At 60.4% G+C, this 20,950-nt stretch carries 24 protein-coding genes; 11 read left to right on the forward strand and 13 right to left on the reverse strand.

From position 1 onward, the window contains the following. Window positions 1–7: 7 nt before the first annotated feature. From OC71_RS01025 to OC71_RS01045, 5 genes are all read right to left on the reverse strand, one after another. Complete coding sequence (locus OC71_RS01025; protein WP_041062921.1) at window positions 8–664, reverse strand: DUF2931 family protein; 657 nt, start codon at window positions 662–664, stop codon at window positions 8–10. Further along, window positions 664–2,205, reverse strand: coding sequence for a DUF2235 domain-containing protein (locus tag OC71_RS01030; protein ID WP_041062924.1), 1,542 nt, complete (start codon window positions 2,203–2,205; stop codon window positions 664–666). Before OC71_RS01030 ends, OC71_RS01025 begins: the two co-directional genes overlap by 1 nt. A gap of 140 nt (window positions 2,206–2,345) precedes the next feature. Then, on the reverse strand, window positions 2,346–2,708 hold the full coding sequence (locus OC71_RS01035; protein ID WP_041062927.1) for a DUF6124 family protein: 363 nt from the start codon (window positions 2,706–2,708) through the stop codon (window positions 2,346–2,348). Between the two features lie 454 nt (window positions 2,709–3,162). Then, window positions 3,163–3,759 (reverse strand): excinuclease ABC subunit C, encoded by a 597-nt coding sequence (locus OC71_RS01040; protein ID WP_177327893.1) that lies wholly within the window; start codon window positions 3,757–3,759, stop codon window positions 3,163–3,165. 108 nt (window positions 3,760–3,867) lie between these two features. Beyond that, window positions 3,868–4,230: a DUF6124 family protein gene (locus OC71_RS01045; protein ID WP_041062930.1), complete on the reverse strand. Its 363-nt coding sequence runs from the start codon at window positions 4,228–4,230 to the stop codon at window positions 3,868–3,870. Window positions 4,231–4,737: 507 nt separating this feature from the next. On the opposite strand from OC71_RS01045, the gene OC71_RS01050 reads away from it, so the two are divergent. Beyond that, window positions 4,738–5,277 (forward strand): thioesterase family protein, encoded by a 540-nt coding sequence (locus OC71_RS01050; protein WP_041062933.1) that lies wholly within the window; start codon window positions 4,738–4,740, stop codon window positions 5,275–5,277. 192 nt (window positions 5,278–5,469) lie between these two features. Further along, on the forward strand, window positions 5,470–5,868 hold the full coding sequence (locus tag OC71_RS01055) for a carbohydrate-binding module family 20 domain-containing protein (protein WP_041062937.1): 399 nt from the start codon (window positions 5,470–5,472) through the stop codon (window positions 5,866–5,868). Window positions 5,869–6,145: 277 nt separating this feature from the next. Here OC71_RS01055 and OC71_RS01060 read toward each other — a convergent pair whose 3' ends face one another. Beyond that, a complete protein-coding gene (locus OC71_RS01060; RefSeq protein WP_041062941.1) occupies window positions 6,146–6,694 on the reverse strand; it encodes a cytochrome b in 549 nt (182 codons plus the stop codon). Window positions 6,695–6,901: 207 nt separating this feature from the next. On the opposite strand from OC71_RS01060, the gene OC71_RS01065 reads away from it, so the two are divergent. The 7 genes from OC71_RS01065 to OC71_RS01095 are packed head-to-tail and all read left to right on the forward strand — an operon-like array spanning window position 6,902 to window position 13,223. Beyond that, complete coding sequence (locus OC71_RS01065) at window positions 6,902–7,579, forward strand: thermostable hemolysin (protein WP_041062944.1); 678 nt, start codon at window positions 6,902–6,904, stop codon at window positions 7,577–7,579. Further along, window positions 7,569–9,050, forward strand: a complete 1,482-nt coding sequence (locus OC71_RS01070; protein ID WP_041062947.1) for an AMP-binding protein — start codon at window positions 7,569–7,571, stop codon at window positions 9,048–9,050. Before OC71_RS01065 ends, OC71_RS01070 begins: the two co-directional genes overlap by 11 nt. Next, on the forward strand, window positions 9,047–9,721 hold the full coding sequence (locus OC71_RS01075; RefSeq protein ID WP_041062950.1) for a TenA family transcriptional regulator: 675 nt from the start codon (window positions 9,047–9,049) through the stop codon (window positions 9,719–9,721). The genes OC71_RS01070 and OC71_RS01075 overlap by 4 nt, the downstream gene beginning before the upstream one ends. Beyond that, on the forward strand, window positions 9,708–10,517 hold the full coding sequence (locus tag OC71_RS01080; RefSeq protein WP_041062953.1) for an SDR family oxidoreductase: 810 nt from the start codon (window positions 9,708–9,710) through the stop codon (window positions 10,515–10,517). Before OC71_RS01075 ends, OC71_RS01080 begins: the two co-directional genes overlap by 14 nt. Then, window positions 10,514–11,158, forward strand: coding sequence for a tetratricopeptide repeat protein (locus OC71_RS01085; protein ID WP_041062956.1), 645 nt, complete (start codon window positions 10,514–10,516; stop codon window positions 11,156–11,158). The genes OC71_RS01080 and OC71_RS01085 overlap by 4 nt, the downstream gene beginning before the upstream one ends. 11 nt (window positions 11,159–11,169) lie before the next feature. Continuing rightward, window positions 11,170–11,832, forward strand: a complete 663-nt coding sequence (locus OC71_RS01090; protein ID WP_041062959.1) for a response regulator — start codon at window positions 11,170–11,172, stop codon at window positions 11,830–11,832. Further along, window positions 11,829–13,223, forward strand: a complete 1,395-nt coding sequence (locus tag OC71_RS01095; RefSeq protein WP_041062962.1) for an ATP-binding protein — start codon at window positions 11,829–11,831, stop codon at window positions 13,221–13,223. Before OC71_RS01090 ends, OC71_RS01095 begins: the two co-directional genes overlap by 4 nt. Here OC71_RS01095 and OC71_RS01100 read toward each other — a convergent pair. The 6 genes from OC71_RS01100 to OC71_RS01125 form a co-directional block, all read right to left on the reverse strand. Next, a complete protein-coding gene (locus OC71_RS01100; protein WP_041062965.1) occupies window positions 13,194–13,772 on the reverse strand; it encodes a LysE family translocator in 579 nt (192 codons plus the stop codon). The genes OC71_RS01095 and OC71_RS01100 overlap by 30 nt on opposite strands. 68 nt (window positions 13,773–13,840) lie before the next feature. Next, window positions 13,841–14,680 (reverse strand): AraC family transcriptional regulator, encoded by an 840-nt coding sequence (locus tag OC71_RS01105; RefSeq protein WP_041062968.1) that lies wholly within the window; start codon window positions 14,678–14,680, stop codon window positions 13,841–13,843. Window positions 14,681–14,782: 102 nt separating this feature from the next. Continuing rightward, the gene (gene arsH / locus OC71_RS01110; protein WP_041062971.1) at window positions 14,783–15,481 is read right to left on the reverse strand and encodes an arsenical resistance protein ArsH; all 699 of its coding nucleotides are present in this window, start codon (window positions 15,479–15,481) and stop codon (window positions 14,783–14,785) included. A 12-nt stretch (window positions 15,482–15,493) separates the two neighbouring features. Next, the gene (locus OC71_RS01115) at window positions 15,494–15,964 is read right to left on the reverse strand and encodes an arsenate reductase ArsC (RefSeq protein ID WP_041062974.1); all 471 of its coding nucleotides are present in this window, start codon (window positions 15,962–15,964) and stop codon (window positions 15,494–15,496) included. A 26-nt stretch (window positions 15,965–15,990) separates the two neighbouring features. Then, window positions 15,991–16,338, reverse strand: a complete 348-nt coding sequence (locus OC71_RS01120) for a metalloregulator ArsR/SmtB family transcription factor (RefSeq protein ID WP_041062977.1) — start codon at window positions 16,336–16,338, stop codon at window positions 15,991–15,993. A 265-nt stretch (window positions 16,339–16,603) separates the two neighbouring features. Next, a complete protein-coding gene (locus OC71_RS01125) occupies window positions 16,604–17,545 on the reverse strand; it encodes a membrane protein (protein WP_041062980.1) in 942 nt (313 codons plus the stop codon). 306 nt (window positions 17,546–17,851) lie between these two features. Between OC71_RS01125 and OC71_RS01130 the strand changes: the two genes are divergently transcribed. After that, the gene (locus OC71_RS01130; RefSeq protein WP_003223938.1) at window positions 17,852–18,535 is read left to right on the forward strand and encodes a response regulator transcription factor; all 684 of its coding nucleotides are present in this window, start codon (window positions 17,852–17,854) and stop codon (window positions 18,533–18,535) included. Continuing rightward, a complete protein-coding gene (locus OC71_RS01135) occupies window positions 18,513–19,907 on the forward strand; it encodes a HAMP domain-containing sensor histidine kinase (protein WP_041062984.1) in 1,395 nt (464 codons plus the stop codon). The genes OC71_RS01130 and OC71_RS01135 overlap by 23 nt, the downstream gene beginning before the upstream one ends. Before the next feature lie 197 nt (window positions 19,908–20,104). On the opposite strand, the gene OC71_RS01140 is transcribed toward OC71_RS01135, so the two are convergent. Continuing rightward, on the reverse strand, window positions 20,105–20,902 hold the full coding sequence (locus tag OC71_RS01140; RefSeq protein ID WP_041062988.1) for an SDR family NAD(P)-dependent oxidoreductase: 798 nt from the start codon (window positions 20,900–20,902) through the stop codon (window positions 20,105–20,107). Window positions 20,903–20,950: the final 48 nt, after the last annotated feature.

A 20,950-nucleotide genomic window follows, 5' to 3' on the forward strand; every position in this document is an offset into this window, starting at 1 on the left:
ATGACTGTTACCAACTACCGTACGGAATGCCGTACTTGTCGATATAGCGCTTGGCCTTTTCACTCACAGGGTAGGCATAACGCCCCCCATTTTTCCCCCGCTCCGGACCCAGCGGGTCGATTTCGCCTTGCGCTCTAGCAACCTTGACTGGTCGGTGGCATGAGTCCCTCACCCACACCTGAACAACACCACCCGGAGCGAGCCCCAAATAAACTGAAGCCATGTAACGCGCTGTTCTTTCGGGCCTTTCCGGGCATCGTTGATTTGTGGAGGTCACCATTATTTGTCTGGCCTCCTCAGGGATATCCACCCACGCTTGCCAAGTTTTCTGCTCGACGATCGATTGCCATCGGACATAAATGCGAATGGGTAGATCGGCACCCACCACTCTTTTTCCGCTGCCTCCCACCCCTGTCCAGCCGCGGGCAGACTCAGTACCGTCTTCAGGTTCTCCGCCAGCAGCAGTCCCCCCGCCGGTTCTGAAGAAGACTCTGCCGGTAATATCCTGCACCGAACTGTCCTCCACCCAAACCTTCATGTAATCGGGTTCAGTGAAAGCCAGTTCCCACCATTCGGATTTAGGATCATTTTTGGCCGAGAGCGGATCAGCAGACTGGCAACCGGTCATGAACAAAGTAAGAAGTAAGGTGACGATTAGTTTCATTACCAGAGAGTCCAGTCAGGTACATGGGGATGTTGCACACGAATCATGTCTTCGGTGGGTGCGTTGATGTAGACGGCTCGGATACCACTGCCATCCCTTCTTCCAAGTGGATGATTCCAGTTAGCGGACATATGAATGTATTTCAACTTCAGCAATTTCTCCTCATCCTGAGTCGTGCTGTAGTCACCCGCCACAAATCGATCACACAGTGCCTGCAGTTCTGAGGGCACCGCCAGAGCCGCCGTTCCGGGAATCTCGTTGAATCGAACGCCCTTTTCCTTTGCGAGGCTATACATCATTCGCAGGTACACCCTCGACAAAAGGCCGCTCACAGGACGTTTGAGTTGTACGGCGGCATAAACACGCTTCCTGCGAGGGCTGAGCCGATCTTGTTGATCTACAGGTAGGAGAAGCGCTTCAGGAGTAACAATCTCCAGCATGTCTTCAGACCAGCCTTTGGAGACCCACTGATTTTTCAAAGACACAGCATCCCGATAGATGGACGTGGTAGATACATCGGTAAACTGCGAGACCTCAAGCGTTTGCATCGGACTGACGAGTACACACTCCTCAATCTCATCGCGGTAGCCACCACCAATATCGGAATGCACACCTGGAAGAGTGATTTCCAGGTGATCGGCTTTGACGCGACTCAATGCAAAGTTCGCCCGATACTCATCACGCGCGGACAGCTGAACGACATCAGTAAAAAAACGACGGTCCAGGTAGAGCTTGATGCCCGTGGCGACTGGACTCTTTACATTCCCCAGATTGGACCAGCCAGCAATCGAAGGCACGGTGTCGAACAGACCGATGAATCCCATATTGATACTGCTTTTGTACTGGTCAATAAAGGTTCGACTGAAGTCACTCGCATTGCTGCGGAATATATTCCCTAAGGGGCCCTGTTTTCCGCGAACGACTTCATTTGCAAAGTGCCGTGCGGCCGCAGCGCCTCGACTGAAGCCGAACGTATCGAAAGTCAGAGACGTGATTTCACTGTTTGGATTGTTATCCAGAACATCTTCAATACGCGATTTGATCTCTTCAAAAGAGTGCTGGACACGTCCCGCGACACCCGTATCACCTCGACCTGTGCCAGCGCCGAATTTACTGTCCTCTTCACCTGACCGGGTACCGATCCCCTCGACGTAAATCATGCGGAATGCTTGCTTGTGCGAACCATCGCCCTCCGCCTTCTGAGGTGCGAAATAGAGCTCACTCAGTTTTTGCACATTGCTGATGTCGTTGGCGTAGCTGCTATCCGGATCACTCATGTACGGCTTGCAACTGGCATCGATATCCTGCGGCGCAATGGGATGATGAGCACCGCAGAGCAACCCCGCAGCGGAGTTGTTTGCATTGTTACCAGTACCATCAAAGAACACCCCAATCCTCAACGCAATGCCGATTTTTTCAGGCTCGCGCGCAGGCTCTTTCCCGTGCTTCTCATACTCTGCCCAACGCTGGGCATGAATATCGACGGGTTTGGCTTCTTCGTAGCGGTAGTTTTTCGGGGGGTTGGGAACGTAGCCACTCAATCCTTGATTCCTTGTTCTGATCCTTGAAGAACGGGCCGAAGGGTGACAGCCGAGGCTTGGGGGCGCAAGGCGTGGCTCTGTGCCAGCTCGGTTGAAATGGCTGGGTGCGACGAGGGTTTGGGCTCGTCGCACCGGGGTGGTTAATGGGCAATTTCGACGTTGTCGAGGGCCTGGTTTACGGCGAGTTCGCCGAGCATGACGACCTGGGCGATGCCCAGTGCGGTTTTGCGGTGGGAGGTGTCGAGTGTGGCGGCGAAGTTGTTGAGCATTTCGCTGGCGGAGCCGAGGGTTTCGCTGGCGTTCGCGAGCAGGGATTCGGTGTCGCACTTCGGGTTGGCGAGGTACATGGGTTCGGGTTTGTAGGGGCTGGCCATGATTGGGGTGGCCGGGGTGAGGTAATGGTCGAGGGCGCGTTCGGCGGCTTCGTGGAGTTTTTTGGAATCGAGGGATTCGTACGGGGATGCGAGGTCGGTTTCTGGTGGGTTGGGTGTTGGTTTGATCATGGTGAAACTCCTGATTGTTCATTAGGAGCTACCAGCATCACTTGCAGATGATGGGTGGCAGCTGTGCGCGGGTCTGCAAGACCGGGAAACCAGGAACCCGGCAGACCCGAAGGTCTCCCGCACAAAGCTGCCATTTTATGGACGCGAGCGTGCGTCCATTTGGCATGGCTATGCGACTGGTTTTCCGGCGGGCTTGCAGACCCGATCACTGATGAGCAGTGACAGGAATCAAGTTACGGAGGGCGCGCCAGACGCACAAGCCGGCGGATTCTGGCGTACTCGTAGGCGATGGCGCAAGGCGTTGTAGGGCTTCGGTGGTAACGACAGACTTCGTTTAAACAATGGTGATTTTTCTGTTTATTCCGGTCTGCGGCTGATGGAGTCGGCGTTTTGGCGAGCAAGCCACTCCAACCGGCTGGCGATGGGTTCTGAATCGCAGTTCACACTGTCTCAGTCAATGAGTTTCGAAGGAGTTCCACTGATCGGTATCCAGCGCCAGTGCGCAGTAGGGCTCGAACACGTACAGCTCAAGCGCATTTTCGATAGCTATTGCAGCAACCTGAAGTGAGCGTAAGTAGGCTTGCGCTTCTGCGAAAGAAGTACCGAATAGTGGATCGTCCATTGCTTTTGCACGAGTGAGCTTGGAGATCGTTCGATCTGGATGCTTTGCCATCGCAATGCGAAAAGCCAAGCTTGCATCAAAGTGTGTCTTGCCGAATACGTGTTGCCGAAGCCGGCTGATCACACTTCGGGAAATACCAACATAAATAGGCGTTCCCTTGTCGATCAGAACGTAACAACCCGAAAAGTCATGTGCCAGGCCGAACTGCTTCAGGAGAGACTTAGCCCCGACACCTTGAATGCCAAAAACCTTCATATCTCGCGGATCTCTAAGGGCGGTCTTCATTCTGTTCATATGCGCAGGCAAGACCGTTGTGGCTAGCTCTTCAAACGTGTGTGGGCATTCGTGTAGTGGCATGAATTTCGCGCTCGCGATAAAGATAAACGCCAACGCTAGCGCGATAAGTTCTGCCAGTACAAGTAACGTCATTAGCGTCCATTCCGACGCGGTAACTGAAGCGCCAGATTTGGGAAGTCATAGTAATAGATAGCCCTCCGTAGCGAAGAAATCTGTTACTTGCTACGGAGAGAGACCGGGTCAGTGGGCGATTTCTACGTTGTCGAGGGCCTGGTTTACGGCGAGTTCGCCGAGCATGACGACTTGGGCGATGCCCAGTGCGGTTTTGCGGTGGGAGGTGTCGAGTGTGGCGGCGAAGTTGTTGAGCATTTCGCTGGCGGAGCCGAGGGTTTCGCTGGCGTTGGCGAGCAGGGATTCGGTGTCGCACTTCGGGTTGGCGAGGTACATGGGTTCGGGTTTGTGCGGGCTGGCCATGATTTGGGTGGCCGGGGTGAGGTAGTGATCGAGGGCGCGTTCGGCGGCTTCGTGGAGCTTTTTGGAATCGAGGGATTCGTAGGGCGATGCGAGGTCGGTTTCTGGCGGGTTGGGTGTTGGTTTGATCATGGTGAAGCTCCTACGTCAAAAAAGGGAGCCATCACTCTCGCTACCAAACGAGGGTGGCGGCCATGCGCAGGTTGGTAGACCGGGACGTAGAAAACCGGCGCGCCCGAAGACGCCCTGTGCATGACCACCATAAAGCCGTGTCGAACAGACACTGCAAATCATGATGCTTATGCAATCTACGAGAACTCAGGGCTACCAAACCCGATCACTGTTTTTCAGTGACCGACAGACGATAGAACCCGCGCTCTAGACGCACAAGCCGGCGGATTCTGGCGTACTCGTAGGCGATGGCGCAAGGCGTTGTAGGGCTTCGGTGGTAACGGCAGGCTTCACATAAACATCCCGATTGTTTCCTGTTTATCCGCCGGTTGATCGGGCTACCGATCCAGCATCAACCCCGCAATGATCGGAATGCACTGTTCCGTCCAAAAAAGTCATTTCCGCACCTACCTCGCCATCGCCCGGCTCGCTAGAGTGCAGCGCTCTTTTCAACGGGCTGACGTACTGATGAATCTGTGGTTTCGATTGCTCTGCATGCTTTTTCGCCGACCGTGGCGCAAGCCGGTCAATGCGCTGGAATCCACCGTGATCCGCATGCGCGTGTGGCCGCTGGATCTCGATTTGAATCGGCACGTCACCAATGGTCGCTACTTCACCCTGGCTGACGTCGGGCGCATGGATTTTGTGTTGCGCAGTGGCGCGTTTCGGGTGGCGTTGCGCGCTAAGGCGTTGCCGATTGTTGGCGATACCTGGGGTAAATTTCGGCGTGAGCTGAAGCTGTTTGAAGCGTTTGAAATTCACAGTCGGATGCTTGGCTGGGACGATAAATGGAGCTTTATGGAGCATCGTTTTGTGAGCAAGGGCCGGGTGATCGGCGTGGTGGTCATGCGTGGGCTGTTTCGGTCGGCGAAAGGCACGATTGCGCCGGGTGAGTTTGTCAGGGCGTTGGGGTTGCCTGAGCAGTCGCCGGAGATGCCGGCGTGGTTGACGTCGTGGTCGGCGAGTTGCGATCTGATGAGTCTTCAGCTCAGGGGTGAGGAGGTTTGAGTGCTTGGGTGGCTGGGCTGGCGTCTTCGCGAGCAAGCTCGCTCCCACAGGTTTCGCGCACGGCTTGGGGTGGGAATAAGGCGCCAGTGACGGTATCGCAAAAGAGTCTGACGGACTGTCAGTTCTTACAGGTCTCTTCCAGTTTTCGCAGGGCTAAGCTGGCCCGACTAAAGGAAAACTGAGGAACTGATCATGGGCCGCATTCGATACTTGTTGCCAATGAGTGCTCTGCTGCTGGCCTTGCAGCCAATGATTGGCTATGCCGGTGTCACCTGGACGTATATTTCGCTCGAGGTGAATTTCCGCTGTGATAACGGCGTCACGACACAAGGCTATAGCGTCTACGCGGTAGGTGATCGGCCGGAGTTAGGGAATTGGGTCCCGGCCAAAGCGGTTCGACTCACGCCTTCCGACTACCCCTCTTGGTCCGGCAAGATAAAATTCAACAACGTAAAAGGCGGTGATGTCGTGGAGTGGAAATGTATCGTCCGCAATGACAGCAACCCCAGCGACACGACCTGGCAAACAGCCCCCAACAATCAAGTAACCATGGCTTTCAGTCCCACACCTCTGGCGACGGGAAGCTTCTGAATCGACCGTATGGCACCGCGGCTACAAGCTCGAACTCTGAACTCGGCCGCGGGTCACGTTGATCAGCGCCACACGCCTGCGCTCGACGTTGGCATGCCATAGCGTGGACGCGAAGTGTTATTCGGGCAACTGCTGCGCTCTTCAAGACGCCACAAAAACCTGTGGGAGCGAGCTTGCTCGCGAAGGCGGTGTGTCAGTCAGCGATGATGCCGGCTGACACGACGCCTTCGCGAGCAAGCTCGCTCCCACAGGGATTGGGGGTTGAAGGAGGTCGGGGTTATTCCGTGCGGCCCGGCAACATCCGCACCAGCGTGTTATCCCGCACCCAGTAGTGGTGAAACAGCCCCGCCGCTGCGTGCAGGCCGATCAGCCAGTAGCCCGCGCTGCCCAGCGTTTCATGCCAGTACTTGAGTTGTTTGGCGAAGTCCGGGTCGATGGCGACTGGTGCCGGGACGTGGAAGCCGAAGTATGGGAACGGTTTGTCGGCGGCAGCGAGCATCAGCCAGGCGAAGATCGGCGTGGCGATCATCAGCACGTACAGCGCCAGGTGCATCAGGTGCGAGAGGCCGGTCTGCCAGGCTGGCGGCTTGGGGGTGATCGGCGGGCGTGGGGTCAGACGGCCGAGCAGGCGCACCCAGACGAGGATGAAGATGCTCGTGCCGAACAGGCCGTGGAAGCCCATCAGCAGGCCGCGCGCTTCGCTGCCCTTGGGCATGAAGCCTTTGATTTCGACGCAGGCATAGACGCCGACGAACAGCGCCAGCATCAGCCAGTGCAACGTAATTGACAGTTTTCCATAACGGGTTACGGCGGTGTCGCGGGTCATAAGAAGCGCCTCGTGATTGTCGTGAGCGACGGTCGATTCGTTCGACAGTCTCGATCCGGTTGCAGGGCGAACCGACGGTGCCACCCTGCCCTTGCAGTCTTAAGACAATCTGAAGATTGCCCGTTGATTAACCTTTTTTCACCTTCAGACTTCGTTAAGAAATGCCTCCGATACTGCGCTCAAACCATTGAGGGAGGCGCTTTGCCCATGCCCGATTACCACTGGAACATTCCCCTTCCTCTACGTTTCGGCCAGGCCGAAACGCCGCAGATGACGTTGACCGACGCCCTGCCCGACGACGCGCTGCGAGAGACTTTCGAAGCCTTCATCCAGCAGCGTTTTCGCAAGGCCCACGGCGCCGACATTCGACACTTTATGCCCGAGCTGTTCGGCATGCACAACGGCGACGGTGAGCTGTGTGCGGTGGCCGGGGTGCGTCGTGCCCATCAAGAGCCGCTGTTTCTCGAGCGATATCTGGATGAACCGATCGAACCCTTGATCAGTGCGGCGGCGGATCGTCCGGTTGAGCGTAGCGCCATCGTCGAAGTCGGCAACCTCGCTGCCAGCGACACCGGCAGCGCACGCTTGAGCATCATCGCCATCACCTATCTGTTGGCCATGGGCGGCCTGGAATGGGTGACCTTCACCGGCAACATCGGGCTGGTCAACAGCTTCCATCGGCTCGGTCTGAAGCCAGTGACATTATGCGCCGCCGACCCGGAGCGCCTGGGTGACGAGCGTCAACACTGGGGCAGTTATTACGAAAGCAAGCCGTGGGTGCATGTCGGCAACATCCGCGCCGGCTTCGTCCATTTGCGCAATATCGGCCTGTTCACTCGATTGGGCCTGCCGACTTCGATTGAAGGAGCCTGCCATGTCGCTTGAACTGCAACGCTTCCAGGAAACCCTGCGCGACCATGCCCGGCGCAATGACAACAGCACCGCGCTGTGGGGCGATACGCTGAAACTTGATTACGCCACGGTGTATGCCGAGGTGCTGTATCGCCAGGAACGCCTGCGCGATGAACAGGCGCAAGTCGTCGCCCTGGCGCTGTATAACAGCGTCGATGCGATGCTGTGGGATCTGGCCGTGCTGTCCGAGGGCTTGACCTGCGTGACGCTGCCGCCGTTTTTCAGCCCTGCGCAACGGGCGCATTGCCTGGAACAGAGCCAGGCCGAACGGGTGATTGCCGAACCGGAGCTGGCGGCCGAGCTGCTCGCCGCCGGCTATGAACAGCGCGGCGAGTTCTGGTGCCGCACCTTCAGCGGCCCGAGCCGGATGCCGGCCGGCACCGCCAAACTGACCTTCACCTCCGGCACCACCGGCACACCGAAAGGCGTGTGCCTGAGCGCCGACAGCTTGCTGCGTGTGGCGCGGGAGCTGGATCACGCGAGCAAACCCACCGATCCACAGCATCATCTGGCGTTGCTGCCACTGGCGATTCTGCTGGAAAACCTCGGCTGCTACGCCGCGCTGTACGCCGGTGCGACGCTGAGTCTGCCGAGCCAGAAAACCCTGGGCATCCAGGGCGCCAGCGGCGTCGATGTACCGCACCTGTTGGGCTACCTGGCCGGGCGTGCGCCGGAGAGTCTGATTCTGGTGCCGCAACTGTTGCTGATGTTGGTCAGCGCTGCCGAGCAGAAAGCCTTCGACCCACAAAAACTGCGCTTCGCCGCCGTCGGCGGTGCGCGGGTCTCGGAAGATCTGCTGCACCGCGCGCAGCGTGTCGGCCTGCCGGTGTTCGAGGGCTACGGCTTGTCCGAATGCGCCTCGGTGGTGTGCCTCAATCGCCCCGGCGCGCGGCGTCCAGGCAGCGTCGGCCAGCCGCTGCCGCACGTTGAAGTGCGCCTGGCCGAAGACGGCGAAGTGCTGATCAAGGGCTCGACCCTGCTCGGTTATCTGGGGGACGCGCCGTACGCCGATGAGTGGTGGCCCAGTGGCGATCTGGGCGAGTTCGACCCCGAAGGTTTTCTCTACCTCAAGGGTCGCAAGAAGCACCAGTTCGTCACCAGTTTCGGGCGCAACGTCAACCCGGAATGGGTCGAGTCGGAACTGACCCAGCGCCGCCACATCGCCCAGGCCTTCGTCTATGGCGAGGCCTTGCCGCGCAACCACGCCCTGCTCTGGCCGCACCGTGCCGATTGCAGCGACGCGGAGCTGGCCGCTGCGGTCGCCGAAGCCAACGAAGCCTTGCCCGATTACGCCCAGGTGCATGGCTGGACGCGCCTGCCGCAACCGTTCACCGCCGCCAATGGCTTGCTCACTGCCAATGGTCGGCCACGCCGCGAGGCGATTGCCGCGCTGTACCGCGCCCAATTGACTGAATCCGCTGTTTCCGAGGAGTCCGCATCATGAGTTTTTTCGACACCCTGCAAGAAGCCACGCATCAGGAACGCCACGAGCTGTTCAATCTGCCGATCATCCTCGACGCCCTGCAAGGCAAGGTCAGCCTGGAAAGCTATCGGGCGTTTCTCGCCCAGGCGTACTACCACGTGCGTCACACCGTGCCGTTGATGATGGCCTGCGGCGCGCGTCTGCCGACACGCCTGGAATGGCTGCGCAAAGCGGTGGCCGAGTACATCGAAGACGAATACGGCCATGAACACTGGGTCCTCAACGACATCGCCGCGTGTGGCGGTGACCGCGATGCGGTCCGCGACGGCCAGCCCTCGCTGCCGATCGAGCTGATGGTGAGTTTTCTCTACGACTTGATCGCCCGAGGCAATCCGGTGGGCCTGTTCGGCATGGTCAATGTGCTCGAAGGCACCAGCATTGCGCTGGCCACGCATGCGGCGGGGAGCATTCGCGAGCGTCTGGCGCTGCCGGACACCGCGTTCAGCTACCTCAGCTCGCACGGTTCGCTGGACATCGAGCACATGCAGATCTATCGCCGCTTGATGAATCAACTGGAAGATCCCGAAGACCAAGCGGCCGTGATTCACGCCTCGAAAGTCGTCTATCGCCTGTACACCGACATGTTCCGTGGCCTGCCGCGCGACGCGGAGACTCAACATGCAGCTGCGTGACGCGCGAGTGGTGTTGACCGGTGCCAGTGGCGGCATCGGCCTGGCGATTACCGAGGCCTTGTGCGCCGCCGGCGCCCAGGTGTTGGCGGTGGCGCGGCATGAGCAGGCGCTGACGCCATTGCTTGAGCGCTATCCAAATTCGCTGTGCTGGGTCGCCGCCGACCTGACCTTCCTCAGCGACCGGCGCAAAGTGCTGGCCGCTGCCGAAGCCATTGGCGGCATCAACCTGCTGATCAACGCGGCCGGGGTCAATCATTTCGCCATGCTTGAACAGCTGGATGACAGCGACATCAACGCAATGCTCGCGGTGAACATCAGCGCACCGATGTGCCTGACCAAACTGCTGCTGCCGCTGCTCAAACAGGCCGACAGCGCGATGGTGGTCAACGTCGGTTCCACTTACGGCTCGATCGGCTACCCGGGCTACGCCAGTTATTGCGCGACCAAGTTCGCCCTGCGTGGATTTTCCGAAGCGCTGCGCCGCGAGCTGGCCGACACTCGGGTCAACGTGCTGTATGTCGCGCCCCGGGCCACGCGCACGTCGATGAACAGTGCGGCGGCGCAAGCCTTGAACGATGCCCTCAAGTCCAGCGTCGATGACCCGCAAACCGTGGCCTCGGCGGTGATCCACGCGATTGCCGGCGACCGCCGCGACTTGTACCTGGGCTGGCCGGAGCGCTTCTTCGTACGCCTGAACAATCTGCTGCCGCATCTGGTGGATCGAGGCTTGCGCAAGCAACTGCCGCTGATCCGCCGCCTCAGTGAAAAAACCGACAACGAGTCCCTGAAGCCATGAAAAAACTTAGCGCATGCCTGTTGTTCGCCGCCCTCAGCCAAAGCGTCTGGGCACTGGAACCGGCCGATCAGCAGCGTCTGAACGGCATCCAGCAGAGTTGGGCGCACATCCAGTATGAAGTGGCGGAAAAGCAACGCGCCGCCGCGTTCGAGCAGTTGTCGTCCGAAGCCACTGCCTTTACTACACAGCGCCCGGCGGTGGCCGAAGCGTGGATCTGGAAAGGCATTGTCACCAGCAGTTGGGCCGGCGCTCAGGGCGGGCTCGGCGCCTTGGGCAAGGCCAAAGACGCCAAGGCCGATCTGGAAAAAGCCCTGACGCTCGACCCCAAGGCCCTGCAAGGTTCGGCCTATACCAGCCTGGCGGCGCTGTATGATCGCGTCCCGGGCTGGCCGATCGGTTTCGGCGACAGCGACAAGGCCGAGCAACTGCTCAAGCAAGCGCTGCAACTGAATCCGGATGGCATCGACAGCCTGTACTTCTGGGGTGATCACCTCTACCGTCAGAAGCGCTACGCTGAAGCCAAGGCTGCGCTGCTCAAAGCTCAGCAGGCTGCACCGCGCCCGGGCCGGGAAACCGCTGACGCCGGGCGTCGCAAAGAGATCGCTGCGCTGCTGGTGGACGTGAACAAGAAACTCGACTGACAGGAGTCCGCGTGCGTTTATTACTGATTGAGGATGACGTGGCCCTCGGTGAAGGCATTCATCGGGCATTGGGCCGTGAGGGCTACACCGTCGATTGGTTGAAGGATGGCAGCAGCGCGTTGCATGCGCTGCTCAGTGAAACCTTTGACGTGGCGGTGCTCGATTTGGGCCTGCCGCGCATGGACGGCCTCGAAGTGCTGCAGCGCCTGCGCGACAGCGGTTCGAACCTGCCGGTGCTGATACTCACCGCCCGCGATGCCACCGAAGACCGCATCGCCGGGCTGGATGCCGGCGCCGACGACTATCTGGTCAAACCGTTCGACCTCGCCGAACTCAAGGCACGCCTGCGCGCTCTGTTGCGGCGCAGTGCTGGCCGCGCTCAGGCGCTGATCGAGCACGCCGGGATCAGCCTCAACCCCGGTACCCAGCAGGTCAGCTATCAGGGCCAACCCGTGGCGCTGACGCCCAAGGAGTATCAGTTGCTGCATGAATTGCTCTCGCCGCCCGGCCGGGTGATGACCCGCGATCAACTGATCCAGCTGCTTTACGGCTGGAACGAGGAAGCGGAAAGCAACACCCTCGAAGTGCATATCCATCACCTGCGCAAAAAATTCTCCACCGACCTGATCCGCACCATTCGCGGTGTGGGGTACCTGGTGGAGGAGCGTCGATGACCTCGATTCGTCGCCGCACGCTGACGCTGATCATCGGGCTGTTGCTCGCGGGTCTTGCGGTGCTCAGCGTGTTCAACCTGCACGACAGCAACCACGAAATCGCCGAAGTCTACGACGCACAACTGGCGCAAAACGCTCGGCTGCTGCAGGGCGTGATGCGCATGCCGCTGGCGAGCCAGGAACACTCGCAGTTGTATCAGGCGTTCAATCAGGCGCTCGGCGAAGCCAAGCCGCGCGTCGACGGTCACCCTTACGAAAGCAAGATCGCCTTCCAGGTCTGGAACCCGAAAAACGAAGTGCTGGTGCACACCGCCAGTGCGCCGTCGTTCACCGCGCCGCCGACGCGACCGGGTTTCAGTGATGTGGTGGACTTGAACGGTCGCCACTGGCGCGCCTTCATGCTCGAAGATCCGCAAAACGGGCTGCGCATCTGGGTTGGCGAACGCGACGATGTGCGGGCCGATCTGGTCGACCGCATCGTGCGCCATACGCTGTGGCCGAACGTGCTGGGCAGTCTGATCCTCGCGGCGATGGTCTGGCTGGCCATCGGCTGGGGCCTCAAGCCGCTGGCGAACATGGCCGCGACCCTGCGTGCCCGCCACAGCGGCTCGCTGGAACCGTTGCAACTGACGCCCCTGCCCAGTGAACTGGAACCGATGCAGGCGGCGCTCAACCGCATGCTCGCGCAGATCCAGGAAGTGCTTGGCCGTGAACGGCGCTTCATCGCCGATGCCGCTCACGAGATGCGTACGCCGCTGGCGGTGCTGCGGGTGCATGCGCAAAACCTGCTGGAGGCCGGCACCGAACAGGAGCGCCGCGAGTCGTTGCAGTTCCTGATTTCCGGGGTTGATCGCGCCAGTCGCCTGGTCAATCAATTGCTGACCATGGCGCGCCTGGAACCGAAATCCAACCCGCCGCCGCTGCACCGCATCGACCTCAGCGAAACCGTGCGCAACAGCCTGGTGCAACTCACGCCGTGGCTGCTGAGCAAGCATCTCGAACTGGCCTTCGAAGACAGCGCACAAGCGCTGCACGTCATGGCCAGCACCGCCGCCATCGACATCGCCCTGAGCAACCTGATCACCAACGCCGCCAACTTCTCCCCGGAGAACGGGGTGATCACCGTCAAGCTGAGCGAGGCCGATGGCTGGTGCCTTTTGAGCGTCGAAGATCAGGGCCCGGGCATCGACGAGGCCGATCGGGCACGGTTGTTCGAACGCTTTTACAGTCGTGGCAACGCCAACGGTGCAGGCCTGGGGCTGACCATCGTCAACACCATCGCGTTGCGCCTGGGCGGACGGATTACGTTAGTCAACCGGGCCGAGGGCGGCTTGTGCGCAACGTTGTCAGTGCCGATCAGCTCAGGTGTGCAGCAACGCCGCGGCGGATGAGACGACCAGCAGCACCGCGAGGATCCGGTTCAGCCACTGCAACTGCGCCGGATTGCTCAGCCAGCGCGCTGCACCGCGACCGAGCAACGCCCACAGCGCCAGACACGGCAACGACACCAGAAAGAACGCCAGGCACAACGCGTTCAAGCCCTGCCCTTGTGCGGTAAACACGCTGATCACCGCAATCGCCATCATCCACGACTTGGGGTTGACCCATTGCAACAGCGCGGCGCCAACCAGCCCCAGTTCGGGTTTCTCTTCGCCGGCGGCGGGGTCGATGGCGGTGGCCGGCGCGCTGAAGATCTGCCACGCCAACCAGAGCATCCAGCCCATTCCCAGCGCACTGATCACCGGGCGCACGCCGGGCAGCATCAAGGTGCTGGCACCCGCACCGGCCACCCACACCAGCGACGCAGCACCCGCTCCCGCGCCGAGGATGATCGGCAGGCACGGCCGCCAGCCACGTCGGGCACTGGTACTGAGCACGATCAGATTGGTCGGCCCCGGAGTAACCGAGGCCACGAAGGCAAAGAGGATGAACGCAAGCATGGTACGGCCCTGTAGAAAGTCAGGGCCTACTCTGACGGCTGCGCAGGGCTGCGGTCTTGAACGTTTGTTCAGCGTCGAGAGGCGCCGATGGCGCGTTGCTGATAGGCGCCCGGCGTGATGCCGTAAGCGCGTACGAACCAGCGGCCCAGATGGCTTTGGTCGGCGAATCCGAGGCGACTGGCGACGTCCACAGGCTGTATGCCGGCGGCGAGCATCTGCCGGCCCCGGCTGAGGCGCAACTGGATCAGCCACGCGTGCGGCGCAAGTCCATAGGCTGCCTTGAAGGCGCGGGTCAGGCGAAAGCGGTCGGTGCCGCAGACCTCGGCCAGGGTTTGCAGGCTGATGTCCTGTTCGTGAAAGGCCACCAGATAATCGCGCGCCTGACGAGCAATCAAAGGCGCGCGGTTGGCAGCGATCGGTTGCGGTCGGCGATACAGATGAATCGCCAGTCGTTCGAGCAACGCGTCCAACGCCACCTCGCGCACCATGCGCACGTCCTGTTGATGCAACGCATTGAACGCAAACAAGGTGGCGCGAGCCAATTCGGGATCATCGTTGAGCACACTGCCGATGCCGGGCAGGCCGCTGCCGTAACTGCCCAGATGCAGGCCGTCCAGCGCCTGTTCCAGCCATGCCGGTTGCAGGTACAGCATGCGATAAGTGAAGCCGTCCGGGCTCGGCGCGTCGCCATCATGGATGTCCCCGGGTTCGAGCATGAAGACTTTGCCCGGGGTACTGTCGTGCCGCGCCCGACGACTGTTGAAGCGCTGCACGCCTTGCTCGGTGAAACCGATCAGGTAGGTCTCATGCCAGTGCGGATCGTAGGCATGCGCATGCCCGGCGAAATGCGCGTGCAGGGTTTCGATGCCGGTTTCCCGGTCGTGGGCAAGGTCGATCCAGTTACTCATGGCTTGAATACGCTAGTGGGCTGGCGCCAGTAATCCACAAATGCCCCTGAACGGCTAGAACGTTTGTGCACTGCCCGACCGATGAAGGCGTGTCGCGGCGCTTCAGATCGAGCGCTGATTGACCCGGGCCATCAGTTGCTCGGCGCTTTCCTTGCGTTCGGAATAGCGATCCACCAGAAAATCCTGGCGCTCGCGCAGCAGCACGGTGAACTTCACCAACTCCTCCATCACATCGACCACGCGATCATAGAACGGCGAAGGTTTCATCCGCCCCGCCTCGTCGAATTCGGTAAAAGCCTTGGGCACCGAAGACTGATTGGGGATGGTGAACATGCGCATCCAGCGCCCCAGCACACGCAGTTGATTGACCACGTTGAACGATTGCGAACCGCCGCAGACCTGCATCACCGCGAGGGTTTTGCCCTGGGTCGGACGCACCGCGCCGAGCTCCAGCGGGATCCAGTCGATCTGCGCCTTGAACACCGCCGACATCGCGCCGTGGCGTTCCGGCGAACACCACACCTGGCCTTCCGACCACAGCACCAGCTCGCGCAGTTCCTGGACTTTGGGATGGTCGACCGGGGCGTCGTCAGGCAACGGCAGACCGGACGGATTGAAGATGCGCGTCTCGGCACCGAAGTGCTCCAGCAAGCGTGCGGCCTCCTCCACCAGCAGACGGCTGAAGGAGCGTTCGCGGGTCGAACCGTAGAGCAGCAGGATGCGCGGTTTGTGCCCGTGCAAAGGTGGCGTGTTGCGGCCTTCGAACAGGCTGTGATCAAGATTGGGCAGGTGCTTTGACATATGTCCTCCGGCTCAAAGGGAGCCGATGCGATCCAGTTCACGCTGAAGCTCAACGCGGCTGAGTGTTTGGAAAGGAAGACCGAGGAAGGTTGCGCAGCGGCGCTCGATGATCGCCAGCGTGGCACGGAACGCCGCGTCCACGGCCGCCTCATCACCGGTCACCTCGGAGGGATCCTCCAGCCCCCAATGGCATTTGATTGCCGGGCCGAAGTACACCGGGCAGGTTTCGCCCGCCGCCTTGTCGCAAACGGTGATGACGATGTCCGGCGGGTTGCCTTCAAAGGCGTCGTTGCCCTTGCTGTACAAACCGTCGATAGCGATACCGGCCTGTTGCAGCGTCGTCAGGCTGCGCGGCAGCACCTGGCCCTTGGGAAAACTGCCGGCACTCACCGCCTCGAAGCCCTCCCGCGCCAGATGATTGAACATGGCTTCGGAAAGGATGCTGCGGCAACTGTTGGCCGTGCACATGAACAGGACACGCATGGGTAGCTCCGGGGGATATTTGAAGTTCAGCAGCACGCGGTTTCGCGGGCAGGACGGCCATCCATGTTGTGCAGGCGACAGGCGTTGTCCTTGAGCCAATCGGTGTTGGCCTTGGCCGTGACGTTGAGGACCTGCCGGACCCAGTCCGGCAGGTCCGGGTTGAGCCGGTAATAGACCCATTGGCCCTGACGCCGATCAAGCAACAACCCATTGCTGCGCAATTGCGCGAGGTGGCGGCTGATTTTCGGCTGGCTGTCGTCGAGGGCGCACATCAGCTCGCAAACGCACAGCTCACCCTGCTCGGCAATCAGCAAGGTGGCGCGCACGCGGGTTTCGTCGGCCAGGCTTTTGAACAGTTCGGTGGGAGTGAGCATGGGGCGGACTCGAACATATGGAAAACCGAATATACGGATATCCATATATTATTCAACCGCGAATTTCAGCAACAACGATGAGTCCTGCGAGAGCGTGCGTGGACGCAGAAAGCAAAAAGCCGCTTTCACCGTGAAGTGAAAGCGGCTGAGGCAAAGGCCTCAATAGAGCAACAGGATCAGTGCACGAACAGGGCGATCAGGATAATGATCGGGATTGGCACACCGAGGAAAAACAGTAGTAGAGAGCGCATGGTGATTCTCCTTGTTAACGGACTGGCGGCAGCGTGGTGGTGGCGGTGTAAGTCTCGACTTCAACGTACTCGACTGCATCCCGACGACGGCCGCCGAAGGTGGCTGCCAGGCTGGCGAAGAACGCACCGGCCAACAGCGCAATGAACATCCACAGCGACGTCCAGGCAGCAACTTTGGTAGCGGTGTCAGCCGCCTGTTGGGCTTTGACCTTGGCATCGGCAATGGCTTTTTGAGTGCGCGCATAAACCTCGTCGACACGTTTCTCGGCGTCGGCCTGACTCAGGTTGGTCCGCTGTGCGACCAGTTGCGCGAGGTAGGTGCGGTCTTCAGGGCTGAGTTGGCCGTTGGCCAGGCTCTGAGCGAAGATCCGGGTCACCGCACCATGCGCGGCGTCATCGCTGACGGACGCAGGACGGTCATCGCGAAACAGGCTGTCGACGAAGTAACCGTATTGATCGCTGCTGGTGTTTGCTGCAGCAGTACCGGCCGCCTGAGTCGCGGCAGCGGCTGCGCCACCGGCGACACTGGCACCGGCCTGCACGCCGCCACTGATGACACTGCTCACCGAGCCGACGACCAGCACGGCGGTGACCAGCGTCGCCACACACCAGGCGAGGAAGCCATGGGCGGTATCACGGAAATACACTTCATCTCCGTGCATGTTGGCCCACTTAACCCGCAGGCGGCCGGCGATATAGCCACCCAGACCGGAGGCAATAATCTGCGTCGCCGCCAGCCAGACAATCGTGGAAATCCCCAGGCTCTTGGCGCTGACGCCCTCCCCGGCCCAAGGTGAAACGGCAGAGAATCCCAGACCGAAGCCAAGCAGCACCAGAATCATCGACAGTGCTGCAGCCGCCGCAGCGCCCGCGAAGATCGCGCCCCAGGACACGCCTGACACGTTGCTCGACTCTCCTTCGAAGGCCGGATAAAACCCATCAGAGGATCTATTCATTGTTGTAGTGCTCCAGGCATGAAAAATGGTGTTACAACTCGTCAGCAGATGAATTGCAGCGACCGTGCCAGTCGACAACTTTAAATAACTCTATATTTTTCAACGACTTAAAAAGACTGAACTTCTCTATTCATTGCAATTTGCAACAATGCACGCAAAGCAGCGGGTTTTCTGCATTGACGGCAAAACAACCGGGCACCCGAATCTGCGTTTGTGACAGGCTATACATGAAAGTTAATTTAAAGCGCGACGGAAAATACTTGGCAAAATGCTGCCATCCCGTTTGAACCGATCAAGGCCTGCTCTATGACTCGTATTTTGACCATCGAAGACGACGCCGTGACTGCCCGTGAAATCGTTGCCGAACTCAGCAGCCACGGCCTGGAAGTGGATTGGGTCGACAATGGCCGCGAAGGTCTGGACCGTGCCGTCAGCGGTAACTACGACCTGATTACCCTCGACCGCATGTTGCCGGAACTCGATGGCCTGGCCATCGTCACCACCCTGCGTACCATGGGCGTGGCCACGCCGATTCTGATGATCAGCGCGCTCTCCGATGTCGACGAGCGTGTGCGCGGCTTGCGGGCTGGCGGCGATGATTACCTGACCAAGCCGTTCGCCACCGACGAAATGGCCGCGCGCGTGGAAGTGCTGCTACGCCGCCAGAACAGCGTCGCCACCCAGGCCACCACATTGCAGGTGGCCGACCTCGAACTGGATCTGATCAGCCACGAAGCACGCCGCGCCGAGCAGGTGCTGACGCTGCTGCCGACCGAATACAAGTTGCTGGAATTCCTCATGCGCAACAGCGGCCAGATCCTGTCGCGGATGATGATTTTCGAAGAAGTCTGGGGCTATCACTTCGACCCGGGCACCAACCTGATCGACGTGCACATCGGTCGTCTGCGCAAGAAGATCGACGCGGCGGGCAATGTTCCGCTGATTCGCACGGTACGGGGCTCGGGTTATGTCATTGCCGAACCCGTCTGACGGCTGGCGCTCCTCCAGCAGTCGTCTGCTGGCGCTGTACAGTTCGCTGTTCGTGGCCTGGAGCGCAATCCTCATGGGGGTCATGTACTTCGAAGTCTCCAGCTACCTCGATAACCTTGCCAAGCATTCGCTGATGCAACGTCAGCATCTGTTTTCGCACTTTCGCGGTGAGCAACTGGAAGAAGCCCTCGCCGCCAGCATGACCTTCGACATCCGCGGCATCGACGCCTACGGCCTGTTCGACGCCCAGGGCGTGTACCTCGGTGGCGCCTTGCAGCAACTGCCCGAAGGCCTGCCGCTGGATGGCAAGATCCACACCCTGGATGACTGCGCCGATTCCGACGACCCGACCCTGCCCGCCGACAGCTGCGACGCGGTGGCGACCCAGACCCGCGATGGCCGCTGGCTGGTGTTGCTGCGCGATAACGGTTCGTTGTTCGCCGTGACGCGGATCATTCTGCATGCCTTGTTCTGGGGTGTGTCACTGACGATCCTGCCGGGGATTGCCGGCTGGCATTTGTTGCGCCGTCGGCCGCTGCGGCGCATCCGCGCGATTCAGGACAGCGCCCAGGCCATTGTCGCCGGCGACCTGACTCACCGTTTGCCGCTGTCCAACCGCCGCGACGAACTGGACATGCTCGCCGCCATCGTCAACGCCATGCTCGATCGCATCGAACGGCTGATGCACGAAGTCAAAGGCGTGTGCGACAACATCGCCCATGACTTGCGCACGCCACTGACGCGCCTGCGCGCGCAGTTGTATCGCATGCAGCAACAGGCCGGCGAAGGTTCGCCAGCAGCGGCGCAACTGGATCTGGTGCTGGCCGAGGCCGATACGCTGATGGCGCGGTTTCGCGGCTTGCTGCGGATTTCCGAACTGGAAGATCGTCAACGGCGCTCAGGATTTGTCGAGCTCGATCCAGTGCAATTGCTGGAAGAATTGCATGAGTTTTACCTGCCATTGGCCGAAGAAGGCGAACTGCTGTTCGTGCTGAACATGCCGGAAACCCTGCCGCCCCTCAATGGCGACCGCGCGTTGTTGTTCGAGGCGCTGGCCAATCTGTTGAGCAACTCGATCAAGTTCACTCCGGCGGGGGGCACGGTGATTTTGCGTGGTGTGAATGACGGCGGGCATACGCGGATCGAAGTCCACGATTCCGGGCCGGGGATTCCCGAAGCCGAGCGTGAGGCGGTGTTCCAGCGTTTCTATCGGGCCGAAGGCGGGCAACCGCAGAGCGGCTTCGGCCTGGGCCTGTCGATTGTCGCGGCGATTGTCAGCCTGCATGGCTTCAATCTTGAGGTGGCCAGCAGTGAGCTGGGCGGTGCGAAGTTGGTGCTGGATTGCCGGCAGAGCTTGATTTCGCAGTCCTGAATTCGCCCGATCTTTCAAACTGATACATCCCCTGTGGGAGCTGACTTGCCAGCGATGGCGGCGGTCCAGTCAATATCTATTCGACTGAAACACCGTCATCGCTGGCAAGCCAGCTCCCACCGTTTTTTATGTTGGATGATCAGGCCGGGGAATTGGCCCGCAGCGCCTCAAGGTCACCCTGATAGAGGCCGTTGAACTCAGATCGCCATACTGTCGACTACACCGCCATCCACGCGCAAGGCCGCGCCCGTGGTGGCGGAGGAAAACGGCGAGGCGATGTACGTGACCAGATGCGCCACCTCGGCAACGTCGGCCACCCGCTGGATGATCGAGGTCGGCCGCGCCCGGCGGACGAAAGCGTCGGCTTCGTCGCGCAGGTTGCGACCGGACTCGGCCGCGGCGTCCTTGAGCATGTGCTCCACGCCGCCGGTAAAGGTCGGCCCCGGCAGGATCGCATTGACCGTCACGCCAGTGCCGGCCAGACGCTTGGCCAAGCCATGGGATACCGCGAGGTTGGCGCTTTTGGTCACGCCATAGTTGAGCATGTCGGCCGGGGTGGCCACGCCGGATTCCGAAGACAGGAAAATGATCCGCCCCCAACCCTGCTCGACCATCGCCGGCGCGTAATGGCGCGACAGGCGCACGCCGGAAATCACGTTGACCTCATAGAAGCGCGTCCACTCGCTGTCCGGGGTGTCGAAGAAATCCACGGCGTCGAAGATCCCCAGGTTGTTCACCAGAATGTCTGTACGCGGTTCAGCGGCGAAGAGTTTTTCCGCGCCTTCGGCGGTGCCCAGATCCGCCGTCAGACCCCGCAATTGCGCACCCGGCACCTGCTGCCGAATGCTCGCCAGCGCTTGCTCGACCTTGGCCGCTTCACGCCCGATGACCACCACCGTGGCGCCGGCTTCGGCCAGCGACTGGCTGATGCCCAGACCAATGCCACCCGTGCTGCCGCTGACGATGGCCAGTTTTCCACTCAAGTCGATTTTCATGGGTTCACCTCTTCGATAGGCAATACACGGACGAATAGAAGGAATGGA

This window comes from Pseudomonas sp. W15Feb9B (assembly GCF_000828175.1).
GTDB lineage: Bacteria > Pseudomonadota > Gammaproteobacteria > Pseudomonadales > Pseudomonadaceae > Aquipseudomonas > Aquipseudomonas parakoreensis.